This window comes from Xanthomonas massiliensis (genome assembly GCF_900018785.1).
In the GTDB taxonomy this organism is placed as follows: domain Bacteria; phylum Pseudomonadota; class Gammaproteobacteria; order Xanthomonadales; family Xanthomonadaceae; genus Xanthomonas_B; species Xanthomonas_B massiliensis.
Genome location: NZ_FCOY01000007.1, coordinates 439,480 through 457,893, shown reverse-complemented (window position 1 = coordinate 457,893; position 18,414 = coordinate 439,480). Strand labels below are relative to the sequence as shown.

The window sequence follows — 18,414 nt, the reverse complement described above, 5'->3', positions numbered from 1 at the left end:
GCCCGCACATACCTCGAGTGTCTTGTCCGCGGCCGATGCCGCGACCGATGCCGATGCCGATGCGCCGTGGCAGGATCGCTTGCCGGGGACCGCTGCCGCCTGCCGGACTGGCCGTGGCGGTCCCGCCCGGGCACTTCCGTGGCCACCGGCTGCGTGGCCGGCATGTACTTCCCTTGCTGGATTTCCTGCGTGCGCGGCCACGACGTCTCCCGGATGCGGACGCGGGCCGGAAGCGGTGGCCACAGCGGCAGGCCGCGGTGCCGGCGATGGATACCGGCACCGCGGCCTGATCGAGGCAGCGCCCTCGCATCACTGCCGACGCCGCCGGGCGATCACCACTCGTAGGCCAGCTTGGCGAACCAGCGCGTGCCGAAGAAGCCGAGCGGGCTGCCGAGGATGTAATCGCGTGCGCCGGTGCTGGCGTAGCGCTCGATGTTGTACTCGAGGATCGCGGCCGGGGTCTTGTCGGGATACGCGTTGAACAGGTTGTCGGCGCCGATGCTGAAGCGCAGGTTCTTGCTGGGCCGATAGGTCAGCTCGACGTTGGTGGTGTACAGCGTGCCGATCTCCAGCTTGTAGTAGGTGACGCCGTTGAGGGTCACCAGGTCCAGCGTGTCCATGATCTGCGGATACGCCGCATACGCGCTGGTGGTGCCCAGCGTGTACTGCGGGCCGTAGACGTTCTCGCGGATGTTGAGGCTGAGCTTGTCGCTGAAGTGGATCGTCGCGCCGAGGTTGACCCGGTACTTGGGGCTGTTGTGCTCGACCGAGGCGACGTCGGCGTCGGTCAGCAGCGGCAGCCCGCCGAGATCGGCCGGCGCGTTGCCGACGCGGGTGACCTTGGTCTTGTTGTAGTTGGCCGCCAGCACCCAGTCGATGCGGCCCCAGTCGAACTCGCTGTTGTAGGTGGTCACCCAGTCCACGCCGGTGGTCTTGGTGTTCATCGCGTTGGTGAAGAAGTTCAGGCCGATGTTGGCGCGCGCGGTCGCGTCCATGCTGCCGCCGGCCGCGGTCGGGTCGTTCCACTGCGAGATGAAGCCGCCGGCGACCAGGGCCATGCCCAGGGTCTGGTTGTAGGTATCGTCCGGAATGCCGTCGCGGTTGGTGTCGGCCGGATCGGGCAGGTTCGAGTCGGGCACGCAGCCGGGCGTGCGCCCGCACAGCGTGTTGGTGCTCTGGCTGGTCGAGTAGTTCAGGGTGCTGCCGAGGCGGATGCGGTCGTCGATCCGGATCTGGTAGGCGTCCAGGGTGCTGGTCAGGTTCTCCAGCGGCTTGAACACCAGGCCGAGGCTGATGTTCTTGCTGGTCTCCGGCTTCAGGCCGCTGCCGACGTTGGCGGCCTGCAGGGTGGCGGTGGCGGCGGTGGGGCCGACCTGGATGGCGGTGTAGTAGTTCTCGCCCATCGTCGGCGCGCGGAAGCCGGTGCTGATCGTGCCGCGCACGGCGAAGGCATCGCTGAAGTCGAAGCGGGTGGTCAGCTTGCCCACCGCCTTGCTGCCGAAGTCGCTGTACTTCTCGTAGCGCGCGGCGGCATCGACGATCCAGCGCTCGGTCGGATTGACGATCACGTTGACGAAGGCGGCCTTGTTGTTGCGCTCCCACTCGCCGGTCGCGGCCGGGTTGTAGCCGGGGAACGCCGCCGAGCCGGCGCCGTAGTACGAGGCCGCATCGCCCGGGTCGATGCCGTAGGTGTCCTTGCGGTACTCCAGGCCGGCGGCCACGGTGGCCGGCTTGGCCATGCCCCAGTCGAAGTCGCGGCTCACGTCCAGCGCGGTGTCCCATTGCGTGGCGTTGAAGCGACCGACATAAAAGCTGTCCGGGGAGGCGCCGGATTCGTTCCACAGGCTGAAGTTCATCGAGTGGGTGTTGTAGATCTCCATCTGGTTCTTGCCGTAGTTGGTGGACAGGTCGTAGGTCCACCCGGCCAGCTCTCCGGTGATGCCGATGCCGATCTCCCAGTCCTTCTCGTCGGTGTCGATGGAGGGGCTGAAACCATAGGGATACTTGTTGATGTCCGCCTCGGTCAGCGGCTGCCCGCTGTATACGCCGATCCCGCCGATCGGGTCGGTGCGGTCGCCGTCGCCGTTGAGGTCCACGCCGCCGTCCTGCGACGGGCGGCGGTAGCTCTGCCAGCTCTGGGTCTTCTTCTTGCCGAAGCTGCCGGTGCCGTACACCTCGGCGCCGTTGTCCAGGAAGAAGCCGCCGCTCATGAACGCGATGTCGCGCTGGATGGCCGGCGAGTCGCCCTGGTGGTTGTTGTTCGGGAACCAGCCGTCGTAGACCATGTTGTATTCGTTCTCGCGCCCGAGCGCGGCGGTACCGGTGGAACTGGGGTAGCCGCTGGCGGTGGTCGTGGTGCCGGTGGCCGGGCAGCCGTTGACCGGGTCGGCGAGCCGGTCGGCCACGCACGCGGCGGCGCCATACGGCGCGCCGGGGCGGTTGATGGTGTCGCGCCGCTCGCTCTCCAGGGCGATGTTGAAATAGCTGTTGTCGCCGCCGAAGCCGAAGTTGCCCTGGTAGTTGGTGGTGAAGCCGCCGCCGTCGTCGTAGCCGGAGGTGCCGGCCGACACGCTGCCGCCGCTGCTGTTCTTCTTGGTGATCAGGTTGATCACGCCGGCGATCGCGTCCGAGCCGTACAGCGCGGCGGCGCCGTCGGTCAGCACCTCGGTACTGGCGATCGCGCTGGTGGGGATGAAGCTCAGGTCGGTGGAGGCCGCGCCGGCGTAGCTGCCGGTCACCGCGACGTTGGAGGTGAAGTGGCGGCGCTTGCCGTTCACCAGGACCAGGGTGTGGTTGGGCGAGAGCGCGCGCATGTTGGCCACCAGCGTGGCGCTGGTCATGTCCGTGCCCTGCTGGCTGGCATTGAAGCTGGGCACCTGGAACGCGAGCTGGTTCATCAGGTCCGGCGCGCCCGACTGCTGCAGCGCCTCGGCGGTGACGATCTGCACCGGCGCCGGGCTGTCGTCCACCGACATGCCGGTCCGGCGCGTGCCGGTGACGATGACGTTGTCCAGGGTCTTGGCCTCGCCGCCGCCGGAGGCTTCCTGCGCCTGGACGTTGCCGGCGATGGCGAGGGACAGGGCGATCATGCTGAACAACGGATCGCGCCGGAAGCGGGGGGACGTGCTGCGGAAGCGGGGGGCGGTGGCTTTCATGCTCGGCTCATTCCAGGAAGGGGGAGGGACACGCGCGAGATTGCTTGCGACCTTGCAGGGATCGGCCTGCAGCCCAGGGGGCCGCCACGGCGAGTCGATGCTGGATGCGATCCCCTTGTTGCCGTGCCCGGCGATGCCTGGCACGTGCCGACAAATATGTGCAACAAGTGAAATGGTGATGCCGGTCGCGTTGGGTGGGTCCGGTGCAAGCGGGTAGGCCGTTGCTCCCCGCCGGGGTGGCGCCGGAGGCCGGCCGCGCGGCGAAGGGGGGGGCCGGATGGACATTGGCCGGTGGCCGCCGTCCGTTGCGTTGTTCCAGTAATGGCATCGGTGCGGGGCGACGCATGCGTGCCCCGGCTACGTGCCGGTGCCGCCGGTCATGCGATCGCATCGGATCGCCGCTTCCGGGCGGGCGAGGGCGAGACGGGTGCGCCGGTGTCCGCGCAAGCGTCGGCTATTGCCACCGATGCCGGCGGTGCGAAGGTACCGAACCGGAGCAGGCCATCGCCCGGCTTCGACCAAGGTCGAAAGGGCCGGGCAGGCGCCGGCGGCTACCCTTTGCTGCACTCCAACATGCCGCTCAGAGGGGAACGACGATGGCGCAAGCCGCCTACGAACGCGACCTGGACCGCAACCAGGCCAACTACACCCCGCTCTCGCCGCTGACCTTCCTGCGCAAGGCGGCCCAGGTCCATCCCTATCGCACCGCGGTGATCCATGGCGCGCGCCGCCTGAACTGGGCGCAGGTCCACGAACGGTGCCGCCGCCTGGCCTCGGCCCTGCAGCAGTGGGGCATCGGCCGCGGCGACACGGTGGCGGCGATGCTGCCCAACATCCCGGCCATGGTCGAACTGCACTACGGCCCGGCCATGCTCGGCGCGGTGCTCAATGCGCTCAACACGCGCCTGGACGCGGAAACCCTGGCCTTCATGCTCGACCACGGCGAGGCCAAGGTGCTGTTCAGCGACCGCGAGTACGCCCCGGTGATCGCCCGCGCGCTGCAGTTGTGCAAGCAGCCGCCGCGGGTGGTGGACGTGGACGATGCCGAAATCGTGGGCGGCGACTGGCTGGGCGAGATCGAGTACGAAATGTTCCTGGCCGGCGGCGATCCGGACTTCCCGGTGCAGCTGCCGCCGGACGAGTGGGACGCGGTGTCGCTGAACTACACCTCCGGCACCACCGGCGATCCCAAGGGCGTGGTCTACCACCACCGCGGCGCCTACCTCAACGCGGTGGCCAACATCATCGACTGGAACATGCCGCCGCACCCGGTCTACCTGTGGACGCTGCCGATGTTCCACTGCAACGGCTGGTGCTTCCCGTGGACGGTGGCGGCGACGGCGGGCATCAACGTGTGCCTGCGCAAGTTCGATCCCCGGCACGTGTTCGAACTGATGCGCGAGCACGGCGTCACCCACTTCTGCGGGGCGCCCATCATCCACAGCGCGCTGGTGGCCGCGCCTGAGGAATGGAAGGAGGGCATCCACGGGGTCAAGGCGCAGGTGGCCGGCGCGGCACCGCCGGCGGCGGTGATCGAGGGCATGGAGCGGATGGGCTTCGAGATCACCCACGTGTACGGGTTGACCGAGGTCTACGGCCCGGCCTCGCTGTGCATCCCGCGCCCGGACTGGGCCGAGCTGTCGCTGGCCGAGCGCGCCGAGCTCAACAGCCGCCAGGGCGTGGCCTGCCTGCTGCAGGAGGACATGCAGGTGCTCGACCCGCTGACGATGCAGCCGGTGGCGTGGGACGGGGAGGCGATCGGCGAGATCATGTTCCGCGGCAACATCACCATGAAGGGCTACCTGAAGAATCCACGCGCCACCGCGCAGGCCTTCGAGGGCGGCTGGTTCCATACCGGCGACCTGGCGGTGGTGTACCCGGACGGCTACGTGAAGATCCGCGACCGCTCCAAGGACGTGATCATCTCCGGCGGCGAGAACATCTCCTCCATCGAGGTGGAGGACGCGCTGTGCCGGCATCCGGCGGTGATGGCCGCCGCGGTGGTGGCGCGCCCGGACGAGAAGTGGGGCGAGACGCCGTGCGCGTTCGTCGAGCTCAAGTCGCCCGACCAGGCGCCGCCGGAAGGCCTGCAGGCATACTGCCGCGAACACCTGGCCGGCTACAAGGTGCCGCGCTTCTTCGTGTTCGGCGAGCTGCCGCGCACCGCCACCGGCAAGGTGCAGAAGTTCGTGCTGCGCGAGCGCGCGCGGGACGTCGAGTAACCCGCGCGCGGCCGCATCCGCCGCGGGCGCGTGCCGTGGCGCGGCCGGTGCCCGGTTCCCGCGCATTTGCCGTGTTCCCCGCTGCGTAAGACCTTGGTCGAAGCATCGACCAAGGTCGCACGGGCGCGCTGCCGCCGGCCTCCTATGCTTGGGTCATCCAGGGTCCGGGAGGGAACCGACAATGCGCTACGAAGAAGTCTATCGCCGCTCCATCGAGCAGCCCGAGGCGTTCTGGGCCGAACAGGCCCGGGCGATCTACTGGCACAAGCCGCCGCAGCAGATCCTGGACTATTCCAACCCGCCGTTCCGCAAGTGGTTCGTCGGCGGGGAAACCAACCTCTGCTACAACGCGGTGGACCGGCACCTGGCCGAGCGTGCCGACCAGCTGGCCCTGGTGGCGGTATCCACCGAGACCGACGTCACCCGCGAAATCACCTACCGCGAGCTGTACCGCGAAGTGAATGCGTTCGCCGCGGTCCTGGTCAGGCTCGGCGTGGGGCGCGGCGACCGCGTGGTGGTGTACATGCCGAACATGGCCGAGGCGGTGTTCGCGATGCTGGCCTGCGCGCGCATCGGTGCGATCCATTCGGTGGTGTTCGGCGGTTTCGCCGCGCACAACCTGGCCGTGCGCATCGACGATGCCAGGCCCAAGCTGCTGATCGCGGCCGACGCCGGCATGCGCGGCGGCAAGGTGATCCCGTACAAGCCGATGGTCGACGCGGCCTGTGCGCAGGCGCAGTTCGCGCCGCCGCACGTGCTCATCGTCTCGCGCGGGCTGGATCCGGCGCAGCCGCGCGTGGAGGGACGCGACGTGGAGTACGCCGCGCTGCGCGCCGAGGTCGGCGATGCCGAGGTGCCGGTGGCCTGGCTGGAGTCCAACGAGACCAGCTACCTGCTCTACACCTCCGGCACCACCGGCAAGCCCAAGGGCGTGCAGCGCGACGTCGGCGGCTACGCGGTGGCGATGGCGCAGTCGATGCGCACCGTGTTCGACTGCGCGCCCGGGCAGGTGATGTTCTCCACCTCCGACGTGGGCTGGGCGGTGGGCCATTCCTACAACGTCTACGGCCCGCTGATCGGCGGCTGCACCTCGCTGCTGTACGAGGGCCTGCCGACCCATCCGGACCCGGGCATCTGGTGGGCGCTGTGCGAGCAGTACGGCGTGCGCACCATGTTCTCCTCGCCCACCGCGATCCGGGTGTTGAAGAAGCACGACCTCAAGTACATCCGCGAGCACGACCTGTCCACGCTCAAGTACCTGTTCCTGGCCGGCGAGCCGCTGGACGAGCCGACCGCGCTGTGGATCTCCGCGGCGCTGGGCAAGCCGGTGATCGACAACTACTGGCAGACCGAGACCGGCTGGCCGGCGCTGACCCTGCTGCCGGGGCTGGAAATGCAGCCGGTCAAGTTCGGTTCGCCGGGCTTTCCCAACCTGGGCTACAAGATGAAGGTCATCGACGAGGCCACCGGTCAGACCGTGCGGCCCGGCCAGAAGGGGGTGCTGGTGATGGAACCGCCGTTGCCGCCGGGCTGCCTGTCCACCGTGTGGCAGGACGATGCGCGCTTCATCAGCAGCTACTTCAGCCATTTCAAGGAGCTGCTGTACAGCTCGCTGGACTGGGCGATCCGCGACGAGGACGGCTACACCTTCATCCTCGGCCGCACCGACGACGTCATCAACGTCGCCGGCCATCGCCTGGGCACGCGCGAGATCGAGGAGTCGGTTTCCAGCCACGCCAGCGTGGCCGAGGCGGCGGTGGTCGGCGTGGCCGACGAACTCAAGGGCCAGGTGCCGATCGTGTTCGTGACCCTGAAGCAGGCGCCGGAGAACCCGGACGCGGCGATCGCCCAGATCATGCAGCAGGTCACCGACCAGCTCGGCGCGGTGGCGCGGCCGGCACGCGTGTACCTGGTCAACGCGCTGCCCAAGACGCGCTCGGGCAAGCTGCTGCGCCGTTCGCTGCAGGCCCTGGCCGAGAAGCGCGACCCGGGCGACCTGTCCACGCTGGACGATCCGGGGGCGCTGGAGGGGATCCGGCGCGCGCTGGACGCCTGAGCGCGGCGGGAAAGGGGATGGCGGCCCGCGGGCACGGCCGCGGCTGCGGGGCCTTTGGGGGAGGGGAAGCCTTGGATGCGAAGTACGCGAAGACGGCGGCGGGCCGGCGCGAGATCGAGGACCGGGCCTTGCGCCTGGCCCCGACGCTGCGCGCGATCCTGCTGGTGGTGGACGGCAAGCGCAGCGATACCGAACTGGCGGAGGTGGTCGCGGGCCTGCGCGCGCCGGACGATGCCCTGCGCCAGCTGGCGGCGCTGGGCCTGATCGAGCGCGAGGGCCCGGCCGAGGAGGCGCCTGCGCCGCCGCCGCCGGAGGCGACGGCGACGGTGGCTCCACCCGAGGTCGAGCGCTACCACCTGCTGTACGGCTGGATGAGCGAAACGGTGCGCCGGCGCCTGGGCCTGCGCGGCTATTTCATGCAGCTCAAGATCGAGTGTTGCGCCGATGCCGAAGCGCTGCGCGCGCTGTGGCCGGAGATGGCCGAGGCATTGCGCAAGCACCACGACGAGGGCACGGCCACGCGCTGGCTGCAGGAGTCGCACGCCCTGCTCGCCGGCGACGAGCAGGCCTGAACGCGGCGCCCGGCGGCAGTCGCCCCCGGGTATTCGGGACAGCGCGTCAGGACGAGCGCGGACGCAGCGGCTGCACCTTGTAGAAGGTGTGGTCGCCGATGGTCGCCACCTGCGCGGCGTTGCTCCAGGAGGGGCTGGCGATCGCGTGCGCGGCGAAGTGGCTGGCGCCGGGCACGATCTCCTTGCGCTGCCCGATCGGCAACGCCCAGTTGCGCTGCGCCGACAGCGCCACGTGCACGGACTTGTCCCAGGCCGAGTTGTTGGCCAGCTCGGTGGCCGGCGCCACCAGGCTGGGCGCGAACTGCTTGCGCGCGGTCACCACCGCGCACATCGAGTCGCCCCACAGGCCGCTGTCCAGGCGGCGCAGGGCCACCTCGGCGACGGCCTGCTGGCCGCGCGGGGTCTGGTCGCGGGCTTCCAGGTACACGGTCGTGCTCAGGCACAGCGAATCGGCGGCGGGCTGGGGCAGCATCTGCGACAGCCACAGGATCCAGGCGAGTTTCATGACTCCTTGCTCCGTATGGGCCGAACCGGGGCGCGCTTGCCGCCGAAGCAGGCAAGTGGGCCGTGGGGGGGCTTGGCGTTATGGGGAGGCGACCGCTCTGGCAGGTCGCCTTCTTGCATCCGGTCGGCGAAGGGAACGGGACGCCTTCGCCTGCCGGAGGGGACCCGCCGGCAATGCGGCGGGCGTCGTGAAAGTGCGCGCAAGGTAGGCGGCAAAAACCCAATCGCGCCTGAACGATTGGAGTTGACATTCAGCTTTGTTGGCGGCCGGAAATCCCGCCGCCGCCGGGCGTCAGAGGGCGGCGGCGAGCCGGCTGCCCTGGTCGATGGCGCGCTTGGCATCCAGTTCGGCGGCCACGTCCGCACCGCCGATCAGGTGCGGGGTGATGCCGGCCGCGCGCAGCATCTCGACCAGTTCGCGACGCGGCTCCTGGCCGGCGCACACCACCACCGTGCCCACCGGCAGCAGCTGTTCGGCGCCGTCCACGCGGATGCGCAGGCCGGCTTCGTCGTAGCCCAGGTAGTCCACGCCGCCCAGCATCCGCACGCCCTTGGCCTTGAGCGTGGCGCGGTGGATCCAGCCGGTGGTCTTGCCGAGCCGGGCGCCGGGCTTGCCGGGGCTGCGCTGCATCAGCCAGACCTGGCGCGGCGACGCCTCCGGGTGCGCGGTGGCCAGCGCGCCGCGGCTGGCGAACGCCGGGTCCACGCCCCATTCGGCCTGCCAGCGCGCCACGTCCAGCGACGGCGAGGGGCCCGGTTGCACCAGGAACTCGCCCACGTCGAAGCCGATGCCGCCGGCACCGATGATGGCCACCTTGTCGGCTGCCACCACCCGGCCGAGCAGCACGTCCAGGTAGCCGACCACGCCGGGATGGTCCGCACCCGGGAAATCCACCTTGCGCGGCACGATCCCGGTGGCGAGCACGACCTCGTCGAACCCGGCCAGGTCGGCGGCCGCCTCGATGCGCGTGTTCAGGCGCAATGCCACCCCGGTCTCGCGCAGCCGCTGGCCGAAGTAGCGCAGCGTCTCGTGGAATTCCTCCTTGCCGGGGATGCGCTTGGCCACGTTGAACTGGCCGCCGATCTCGGCGCCGGCATCGAACAGCGTGACCGCGTGGCCGCGCTCGGCCGCCACCGTCGCGCAGGCCAGCCCGGCCGGGCCGGCGCCGACCACCGCGATCCGCTTCGGCGCGGCGGTGGCGGCGTAGTCCAGTTCGGTCTCGTGCGCGGCGCGCGGGTTGACCAGGCAGGTCGCCAGCTTGCCGGCGAACACGTGGTCCAGGCACGCCTGGTTGCAGGCGATGCAGGTGTTGATCGACGCCGCGCGGCCGGCACGGGCCTTGGCCGGCCAGTACGGATCGGCCAGCAGCGGCCGTGCCAGGGACACCATGTCCGCGTCCCCGCCGGCGAGGATGCCCTCGGCCACCTCGGGCATGTTGATGCGGTTGCTGGCGACCACCGGCAGCGCCACGTGCGGCTTGATCCTGGCGGTCGCCCCGGCCCAGGCCGCGCGCGGCACCGAGGTGGCGATGGTCGGGATGCGGGCCTCGTGCCAGCCGATGCCGGAATTGATGATCGTCGCGCCGGCGGCCTCCACCGCGCGGGCCTGGGCGACGATCTCGTCCCAGGCGTTGCCGTCCTCGACCAGGTCGGCCAGCGACAGGCGGTAGACGATGATGAAGTCCGGGCCGCACGCCTCGCGCACGCGGCGCACGATCTCCACGGCGAAGCGCATGCGCTTTTCCGCGCTGCCGCCCCAGGCGTCGCCGCGCCGGTTGGTGCGCGGCGCGGTGAACTCGTTGATCAGGTAGCCCTCCGAGCCCATCACCTCCACGCCGTCGTAGCCGGCCTCGCGGGCGTAGCGGGCGGCGCGCGCATACGCGGCGATCTGCCGCTCCACGCCGCGTGCGCTCAGCGCCCGTGGCGTGAACGGCGTGATCGGCGACTTGATCCGGGACGGGGCCACCGACAGCGGGTGGTAGCCATAGCGGCCGGCGTGCAGCAGCTGGGCGCAGATCTTCGCGCCGTGGCCATGCACCGCCGCGGTGACCTGGCGGTGCCGGCGCACCTGCCACGGCCAGGACAGGGTGCCGCCGAAGGGCTTGAGCCAGCCGGCCAGGTTCGGGGCGAAGCCGCCGGTCACCAGCAGCGCCGCGCCGCCGGCGGCGCGCTCGGAGAAGTAGGCCGCCAGGCGCGGGAAGTCGCGCGCGTGATCCTCCAGCCCGGTATGCATCGACCCCATCAGCACGCGGTTGCGCAGGGTGGTGAAGCCCAGGTCCAGCGGGGCGAACAGATGGGGGTAGGCGGCGGAGCCTTCCTCGGGCGGCAGGGCTGGCGTCATGGCGCTGGATACGCTGGCGTATGGGACATCCATTCTGGGGCCAAACCCGGCGCGGTTCCAAGCCGCGCGGTACGACGGCGTTCCCATGACAGCCGCATTACAATCGCGCGCTTCATCGCCGGGCGGCCCTGCGCCGCGGAACGACCATGGTGTCCAGATCCCCCGCTGTGCAGGCTTCCCGGGCCCCGCGCCTGTTTCCCGCGTTGTGGGCCTTCGTGGCCTGCGTGATCGTGCTGGGCTTCTGCGCGCGCCTGGCGCTGTGGCTGGGTTACGGCGGCGGGCGCGGGCTGGCCGGGGCGGCCGTCGCGTTCGGCTACGGCGTGCGCTTCGACCTGGTGGTCGGTGCCCTGGCGGCGTTGCTGCTGGCGCTGCTGGCGCTGCCGTTGCGGCTGGCGGGGTGGCGTCGCGGTGGCGCATGGCTGGTGCTGCTGGCCGGGGCCGGGCTGCTGGCGGCGATCGTGCTCGCCGGGCTGTGCGAATACTTCTATTACGGGTTCTACAAGACCCGCTTCGACCCGATCGTGTTCGGCCTGTTCGAGGACGACACGCGCGCCGTGCTGCTCACCATCTGGAAGGGCTACCCGGTGCTGCGGATGCTGGCGGTGCTGGTGCTGGCCGTGGCGCTCATGGTGCTGCTCTGGCGCGGCCTGGCGCGGATGCTGGCCCGGTACTGGCCGGCACCGGCCTCGCGCTGGACCGCCTCCGCCCTGGTGCTGGTGCAGGTGCTGCTGCTGCTCCTGCTGGCGCGCGGCAGCGTCGGGACGTTCCCGCTGGTCCGGCGCGACGTGGCCTATTCGGCCGATCCGTTCGTCAACACCCTGGTGCTCAACGCGCCGGTGGAGCTGTACAAGGCGGTCCGCCAGCGCGACAAGGAGATCGACATCGGCAACGATCCCACCGTGGGCTTGCGCCAGCTCGGCTTCGCCAGCGTGGCCGATGCCGCCCATGCCGCCGGCCTGCCGGGCGATGCCTCCGACGAGGCCGTCGCCCGCGACCTGTTCGCGGTCGCGCCGGGGGGCGCGCGACCGCCGTCGGCCTCGCCGCACGTGGTGCTGGCGCTGCTGGAATCCTTCGGCGCCGACCTGCTCACCGTGGACGGGCCGCGCAACGACATGCTCGGCCGCCTGCGTGCCGAGCTGCCCAAGGGCTATCGCTTCGGCAACTTCGTCGCCGGGCAGAACGGTACCCACCCGGAGCTGGAATACCTGCTTCTGGGTTCGCCGATCACCCCCCTGACCCGCGGCGGCAATGCCGACATCCGGTTCCCCAACTCCGCCGCGCTGCCGTTCCTGGCGGCCGGCTACCACACCGCCTTCGTCTACGCCGGCGGAGCGGACTGGCGCAACATCGGGCGCACCTTCGCCCACCAGGGCTTCGAGCGCATCTACGACGCGCGCGACATCCGCCAGCGCTTCCCCGGGGCCGGCGGCACCGAATGGGGCATCTACGACAAGTACGTCTTCGATTTCGTCGCCGACCTGCTGCAGCAGGCCGACCACAAGGGCGAGCGCCTGTTCGTGTTCGTGCTGACCACGACCAACCACCCGCCCTACAAGCTCGATACGCCGCACCCCGCCTTGCCGCTGGACGTGGCCGCGCTCGGGCCGCGGGCGGGCAGCCTGCCGCCGGCGGAGCTGCGCCGGATCCTGGCCACCTACCAGTACCAGGCCGACCAGTTCGGCGCCTTCCTGCAGGGGCTGGACGCGCAGGGGCTGGGCGAGCACACCGTCGTCGCCGCGGCCGGCGACCACAACCTGCGCGAGCACTTCCGCTACGTGCTGCCCGACGAGCAGCCCGACGTGGACCGGGTGTTCGGCTACCTGCGCGTGCCGGCGGCGCTGCGCCCGGCGACGCCGCCGGACCTGGCCGCGATCGCCGGCCACGGCGACCTGGTGCCGACCCTGGCGGCGCTGGCCGCGCCCGGACAGCGCTATTTCGCCAGCGGCCGCGACCTGCTGGCGCCGGCCGCGGACGGCGGCGCCGCCTTCGCCCAGGGACAGCGCCTGTACCTGCGCGAGGGCGTGCTGTTCCCGCTGCAGCAGCCGCTGCTGCACCGCTGGCTGGACGATCGCCACGTCGCCACGGTGGGGCAGGCGCCGGCGCCCGAGGTGGCCGCCCGCGCCCGGCGCTACGTCGCCCTGCTCGGGTTGCGCGACTGGTACATCCGGCGGGTGGTCATCGCCGCCCGCCGCCGTTCCTGAGGGCGACGGCTTGACGAAAGGCGCCGACTTCACGAACCTGTCTGGGTGTCAACCCGGTGGGAGGCAGGAATCTGGGTCTTCACATGTGTTATGTGACCGTTAACACCGCCTTCACCGACTCGCGCATAATCTGCGCCGCGATGGCGTGTGGGACGGCCGTCCGGGATGTTCGACGAGACATCTGTCAAACGAATGCCTAACCCGTTTTCAATACCCCTGAAACAAGGAGCTGTATCCATGAACAAGAAGATGCTTGCCGCTGCGCTGTTGAGCGGCCTGGCAGTCGCCCACGTGGCGTCCGCCCAGGACTTCGATGACCGTTGGTACCTGACCGGTTCGGCCGGTTACAACTTCCAGGACGGCGACCGCAAGACCGACGACACCCCGTTCGGCACCCTGGGCGTCGGCAAGTTCATCAGCCCGAACTGGTCCCTGGACTTCGAGCTGAACTACCAGAACCCGAACTTCGAGAGCAACAAGGACCTGAACTGGAGCCAGTACGGCGCTTCGTTCGATCTGCGTCGCCACTTCATCAAGGAAGGCCGCGGCTGGAATCCGTACCTGCTGTTCGGCCTGGGCGCCCAGCGCACCGAGGAAGAGTTCGACGCCAACCCGAACCCGAACTCCCCCGGCAAGCGCAAGGACACCGAGTTCGCCGCCAAGGTCGGCGTCGGCCTGCAGACCACCTTCGAGAACCGCGTCGCCGTGCGCGCCGAAGTGGCCTACCGTGGCGACTTCGACGACAGCAGCATCGTCGCCCCGAAGGAGAACTGGTTCGGTGACACGCTGGCTTCGATCGGCGTCGTGATCCCGCTGGGCCCCGCCCCGTCGGCCCCGGTCGTGGCTCCGCCGCCGGCCGCGCCGAGCTGCGCCGACCTGGACGACGACGGCGACGGCGTCAACAACTGCGACGACAAGTGCCCGAACTCCCAGCCTGGCCAGACCATCGGTCCGGACGGCTGCCCGGTGCCGGTGTCGATCGACCTGAAGGGTGTGAACTTCGACTTCGACAAGGCGACCCTGCGTCCTGACGCGGTGGCCATCCTGAACGAAGCCGTGCAGATCCTGCAGCGCTACCCCGACCTGCGCGTCGAGGTTGCCGGCCACACCGACCTGTGCGGTACCGAGGCCTACAACCAGAAGCTGTCGGAGCGTCGCGCCACGGCCGTGTACGACTTCCTGACCAAGAACGGCATCGATTCCTCGCGCCTGGTGGGCCCGATCGGTTACGGCGAGAGCCGTCCGCTGGAGCCGACCCCGCAGACCTTCCCGGCCTGCAAGAGCGAGAAGAACCGTCGCACCGAGCTGAACGTCCAGAACTGATCGGACGTTCTCCACGGCTCCACGCAAAGGCCCGGCATTGCCGGGCCTTTGTCGTTCCGGGGAGGGCGCACGGTGGAAGGGGATCGTTGCCCATTCACCTTTGTGTCGGAAATCCCTTGGCCGACATGGGCTTGCGGGCGCAAGCGCATGTGGTGGTTGAAATGGCCGTGCCGCGCCGCCTACACTCGCGGCGTATCCGCCACCCTGGACTGCCCGATGTCGCGCCCTGTCTTCGTTGCCCTGTTCGCCCTCGCCCTGGCGCCGGCCGCCCACGCGGCGGCGGATTGCTCGACTGCCAGCCTCGCCCAGCCGCTGCCGCTGCCGACCACGGCGGTGGCGCCGGCCTCGGCCGAGCTGTATACGCGCAGCGTGCAGCTGGGCATGCCGGCCGGCGTGCTCGCGACCAGCTACGACAGCGACCAGTCGGTGGACCGGGTGCTGCTGCGCCTGCGCGTGGAGGGCTGCCAGCAGGTGGCCAACGCGCTGCCCGCCGCCGCCGGAACGCTGGCCGACGATCCGGCCGCCTACAAGCCGCAGACGGCATTCGACAACACGCCGTGGCGCTTCAACATGAACCAGAACGGCAAGCGCATGACCGCCGACGAGTTCGACGCCTGGATGAAGTCCCGCGGCGTGCGCGTGGTCAAGGCGCGTCCGGCAGCGGCGCCGGCAGCGGTGGAAGCCCAGGCCGCCGATCCGGTGCAGAAGCAGTAATCCTCCCGCGTGAGCGCGCGTCGGCCGCCGCCGGGGCGGCGCACCGGGGAAGCCGGGCGTGTCCGCACGCCGGCCCGTGCCGCCGGGGGCGTTCGCCACGGCCTGGCACGCGTGCTGTCCAAGTGCGGCATCTGTTCGCGCAACGAGGCGGCGCAACGCATCGTCGACGGGCGGGTGAGCGTGGACGGGCGCGTGGTGCGCGATCCGGAGTTCCCCGTCGCGCGCGGCGCGCAAGACCGCATCCGCCTGGATGGCCTGCCGCTGGCTGCGGTGGCGCGCCACTACCTGATGCTCAACAAGCCGCGCGGGCTGGTGACCACCGCCCGCGACGAGCACGGCCGCGACACGGTCTACCGCGCCTTCGACGGCGCCGGCCTGCCGTGGCTGGCGCCGGTCGGGCGCCTGGACAAGGCCAGCGAAGGCCTGCTGCTGTTCAGCAACGACCCCGAGTGGGCCGCGCGCATCGCCGACCCGGAATCCGGGCCGGACAAGACCTACCACGTGCAGGTGGACGCGCGGCCCGATGCCGCACTGCTGGCCGCGCTGGAACGCGGCGTCGAGGACGGCGGCGAGCACCTGGCCGCGCGATCGGCCAAGCTGCTGCGGCAGGGCGAGCGCAACGCGTGGCTGGAGATCGTGCTCGACGAGGGCCGCAACCGGCAGATCCGCCGCCTGCTGGCCGCGCACGGCATCGAGGTGCTGCGGCTGGTGCGCGTGGCCGTCGGCGATCTGGCGCTGGGCGAACTGGCGAAGGGCCGGTGGCGCGCGCTGACCGCCGAGGAGGTGCGCGCGCTGGCCGCGCCGTCGCGGTGAACCGGCGACGGCGCGTGCCGAGGGCGGCGGTCCGCCGCTCAGGCCTCCAGCACGCCCAGTTCGCGGCCGATGCGGGTGAAGGCCGCGATGGCCCGGTCAAGGTGCGCGCGGGTATGCGCGGCGCTGAGCTGCACCCGGATGCGCGCCTGGCCCTTGGGCACCACCGGGAAGAAGAAGCCGATGGCGTAGATGCCTTCCTCCAGCAGCCGCGTGGCGAAGCGCTGGGCGAGCGGCGCGTCGTACAGCATCACCGGGCAGATCGGATGGGTGCCGGGCTTCAGCTCGAAGCCGGCGGCGGCCATCTCCCTGCGGAAATACGCGGTGTTCTCGCGCAGGCGCTCGCGCAGCTCGCCGGCGGCGTCGAGCATCTCGAAGGCCTTGATCCCGGCGGCGACCACGTGCGGCGGCAGCGAGTTGGAGAACAGGTACGGGCGCGAACGCTGGCGCAGCAGTTCGATCACCTCGGCGCGGGCGGTGGTGAAGCCGCCCAGCGCGCCGCCCATGGCCTTGCCCAGGGTGCCGGTGACGATGTCGATCCGGTCCAGCACGCCCTTGACCTCGGCCGAGCCGCGCCCGCTCGCCCCGAGGAAGCCGGTGGCATGGCACTCGTCGATGTGCACCAGTGCGCCGTACTTCTGCGCCAGCGCGGTGATCTGGTCCAGCGGGGCGATGAAGCCGTCCATCGAGAACACGCCGTCGGTGGTGACCAGCTTGGTGCGGCAGCCGGCGGCGTCGGCCGCCTGCAGCTGCGCTTCCAGGTCGGCCATGTCGCAGTTGGCGTAGCGGAAGCGCTGGGCCTTGCACAGGCGCACGCCGTCGATGATCGAGGCGTGGTTGAGCGCGTCGGAGATGATCGCGTCGTCCTCGCCCAGCAGCGGCTCGAACAGGCCGCCGTTGGCATCGAAGCAGGCCGCGTACAGGATCGTGTCCTCGGTGCCGAAGAAGCGGGCGATGGTCCGTTCCAACTGCTTGTGCAGGTCCTGGGTGCCGCAGATGAAGCGCACCGAGGCCATGCCGAAGCCGTGCGTGTCCAGTGCGTCCTTGGCGGCGGCGACGATGTCCGGGTGGTCGGCCAGGCCGAGGTAGTTGTTGGCGCAGAAGTTCAGCACCGTGCGGCCGTCGGCCAGGGTGATCTGCGCCGACTGCGGGCTGGTGATGACGCGCTCGGACTTGAACAGGCCCTGCTCGCGCAGCAGCTCCAGTTCGTCGGCGTAGCGTTGGGTCAGCGACATGGGGGCGGCACCGGAAGATGGGGAGGGCGGGTGGCGACCGGGCTCACCAGCTCAGCACGATCTTGCCGCAGCGGCCGGCTTCCATCAGGTCGAATCCCTGCTGGAACTGGCGCGCCGGCAACTGGTGGGTGAGCACCTTGCCCAGCGGGAAGCCGGACAGCGCCAGCTGGGTCATCTTGTACCAGGTCTCGTACATCCTGCGGCCGTAGATGCCCTGCACGGTCAGGCCCTTGAAGATGATCCGGTCCCAGTCGATCCCGGTGCCGGCCGGCAGCAGGCCGAGCAGGGCGACCTTGCCGCCGTGGTACATGCAGTCGAGCATGTCGGCGAAGGCGCGCGGGTTGCCGCTCATCTCCAGGCCGACGTCGAAGCCTTCCATGTGCAGGTCGGCCATCACCTCCTTGAGCGGGGTCTCGGACACGTTCACCACGCGGGTGGCGCCCATGTCCGCGGCCAGCGCCAGGCGGTAGTCGTTGACGTCGGTGACCACGACGTTGCGCGCGCCGATGTGCTTGCACAGCCCGGCGGCAATCACGCCGATCGGGCCGGCGCCGGTGATCAGCACGTCCTCGCCGACCACGTCGAACTCCAGGGCGCAATGCGCGGCGTTGCCGAACGGGTCGAAGAACGCGGCCAGTTCGGACGGGATCCTGTCGGGGATCGGCCACAGGTTGCTGGCCGGCATGACGATGTACTCGGCGAAGGCGCCGTCGCGGTTCACGCCGATGCCGACGGTATGCGGGCACAGGTGCGGGCGGCCGCCACGGCAGTTGCGGCAGTGGCCGCAGACGATGTGGCCCTCGGCCGATACGCGCTGGCCGACCTGGTAGCCGGTCACCCCCGGGCCAAGCGCGGCGATGCGGCCGACGAACTCGTGGCCCACGACCAGGCCCGGGCGGATCGTGCGCTGCGCCCACGCGTCCCACAGGTAGATGTGCAGGTCGGTGCCGCAGATGGCGGTCTTCTCGACCCGGATCAGTACCTCGTTGGCACCGGGCGCCGGTACCGGCACGTCCTCCATCCAGATGCCGCGGGCCGCCTCGCGCTTGACCAGGGCCTTCATCGTTGCCGCCATGCGGGCGCACCCGTGACTGGGGAAAGGGGGCGCAGTATAGGTTGCATCTGGAACCATCTCCCGCCGCAGTGCAGCGTCGCGGGGGTGCCATCGGTCATGCGCGGCGGACGCCGGTTGGCCGGTAATATTGTTACCTCATTACATTACGGATCGACCGATGCGCATCCCACTGCTTGCCGTTTCCGTCGCCGCCGCGCTGGGCGCGG

Annotated in this window: 12 protein-coding genes; 7 read left to right on the top strand and 5 right to left on the bottom strand. The window is 70.3% G+C overall.

Going from position 1 to position 18,414, the window contains the following annotated elements; translation table 11 throughout:
* Nucleotides 1-332 precede the first annotated feature (332 nt).
* The gene (locus BN3794_RS12085; protein WP_160330922.1) at nt 333-3,155 is read right to left on the bottom strand and encodes a TonB-dependent receptor plug domain-containing protein; all 2,823 of its coding nucleotides are present in this window, start codon (nt 3,153-3,155) and stop codon (nt 333-335) included.
* Nucleotides 3,156-3,751: 596 nt separating this feature from the next.
* Here BN3794_RS12085 and BN3794_RS12080 point away from each other — a divergent pair.
* The 3 genes from BN3794_RS12080 to BN3794_RS12070 all read left to right on the top strand — a co-directional run bounded on the left by BN3794_RS12080 (nt 3,752) and on the right by BN3794_RS12070 (nt 8,005).
* Nucleotides 3,752-5,377, top strand: coding sequence for an acyl-CoA synthetase (locus tag BN3794_RS12080; protein ID WP_066097592.1), 1,626 nt, complete (start codon nt 3,752-3,754; stop codon nt 5,375-5,377).
* A gap of 181 nt (nt 5,378-5,558) precedes the next feature.
* On the top strand, nt 5,559-7,433 hold the full coding sequence (gene prpE / locus BN3794_RS12075) for a propionate--CoA ligase (RefSeq protein WP_066097590.1): 1,875 nt from the start codon (nt 5,559-5,561) through the stop codon (nt 7,431-7,433).
* A 71-nt stretch (nt 7,434-7,504) separates the two neighbouring features.
* On the top strand, nt 7,505-8,005 hold the full coding sequence (locus BN3794_RS12070) for a hypothetical protein (RefSeq protein ID WP_066097588.1): 501 nt from the start codon (nt 7,505-7,507) through the stop codon (nt 8,003-8,005).
* A 46-nt stretch (nt 8,006-8,051) separates the two neighbouring features.
* Here the strand turns inward: BN3794_RS12070 and BN3794_RS12065 are convergent, their stop codons facing one another.
* Nucleotides 8,052-8,510 carry a cell wall hydrolase gene (locus BN3794_RS12065; RefSeq protein ID WP_066097586.1) on the bottom strand — a complete coding sequence of 153 codons (459 nt, stop codon included), beginning with the start codon at nt 8,508-8,510 and terminating at the stop codon, nt 8,052-8,054.
* A gap of 291 nt (nt 8,511-8,801) precedes the next feature.
* A complete protein-coding gene (locus BN3794_RS12060) occupies nt 8,802-10,850 on the bottom strand; it encodes an NADPH-dependent 2,4-dienoyl-CoA reductase (RefSeq protein WP_066097584.1) in 2,049 nt (682 codons plus the stop codon).
* A gap of 149 nt (nt 10,851-10,999) precedes the next feature.
* Between BN3794_RS12060 and BN3794_RS12055 the strand changes: the two genes are divergently transcribed.
* The 4 genes from BN3794_RS12055 (at nt 11,000) to BN3794_RS12040 (ending at nt 15,901) form a co-directional block, all read left to right on the top strand.
* Complete coding sequence (locus tag BN3794_RS12055) at nt 11,000-13,051, top strand: LTA synthase family protein (RefSeq protein WP_160330921.1); 2,052 nt, start codon at nt 11,000-11,002, stop codon at nt 13,049-13,051.
* A 237-nt stretch (nt 13,052-13,288) separates the two neighbouring features.
* Nucleotides 13,289-14,374, top strand: coding sequence for an OmpA family protein (locus BN3794_RS12050; protein WP_066097581.1), 1,086 nt, complete (start codon nt 13,289-13,291; stop codon nt 14,372-14,374).
* 216 nt (nt 14,375-14,590) lie between these two features.
* On the top strand, nt 14,591-15,088 hold the full coding sequence (locus BN3794_RS12045; protein ID WP_066098843.1) for a hypothetical protein: 498 nt from the start codon (nt 14,591-14,593) through the stop codon (nt 15,086-15,088).
* A 9-nt stretch (nt 15,089-15,097) separates the two neighbouring features.
* Nucleotides 15,098-15,901 carry a pseudouridine synthase gene (locus tag BN3794_RS12040; protein WP_066097579.1) on the top strand — a complete coding sequence of 268 codons (804 nt, stop codon included), beginning with the start codon at nt 15,098-15,100 and terminating at the stop codon, nt 15,899-15,901.
* A 38-nt stretch (nt 15,902-15,939) separates the two neighbouring features.
* Here BN3794_RS12040 and kbl read toward each other — a convergent pair whose 3' ends face one another.
* Nucleotides 15,940-17,133 (bottom strand): glycine C-acetyltransferase, encoded by a 1,194-nt coding sequence (gene kbl / locus BN3794_RS12035; protein ID WP_066097578.1) that lies wholly within the window; start codon nt 17,131-17,133, stop codon nt 15,940-15,942.
* A gap of 43 nt (nt 17,134-17,176) precedes the next feature.
* A complete protein-coding gene (gene tdh, locus BN3794_RS12030) occupies nt 17,177-18,208 on the bottom strand; it encodes an L-threonine 3-dehydrogenase (protein ID WP_066097576.1) in 1,032 nt (343 codons plus the stop codon).
* Between the last annotated feature and the right edge of the window lie 206 nt (nt 18,209-18,414).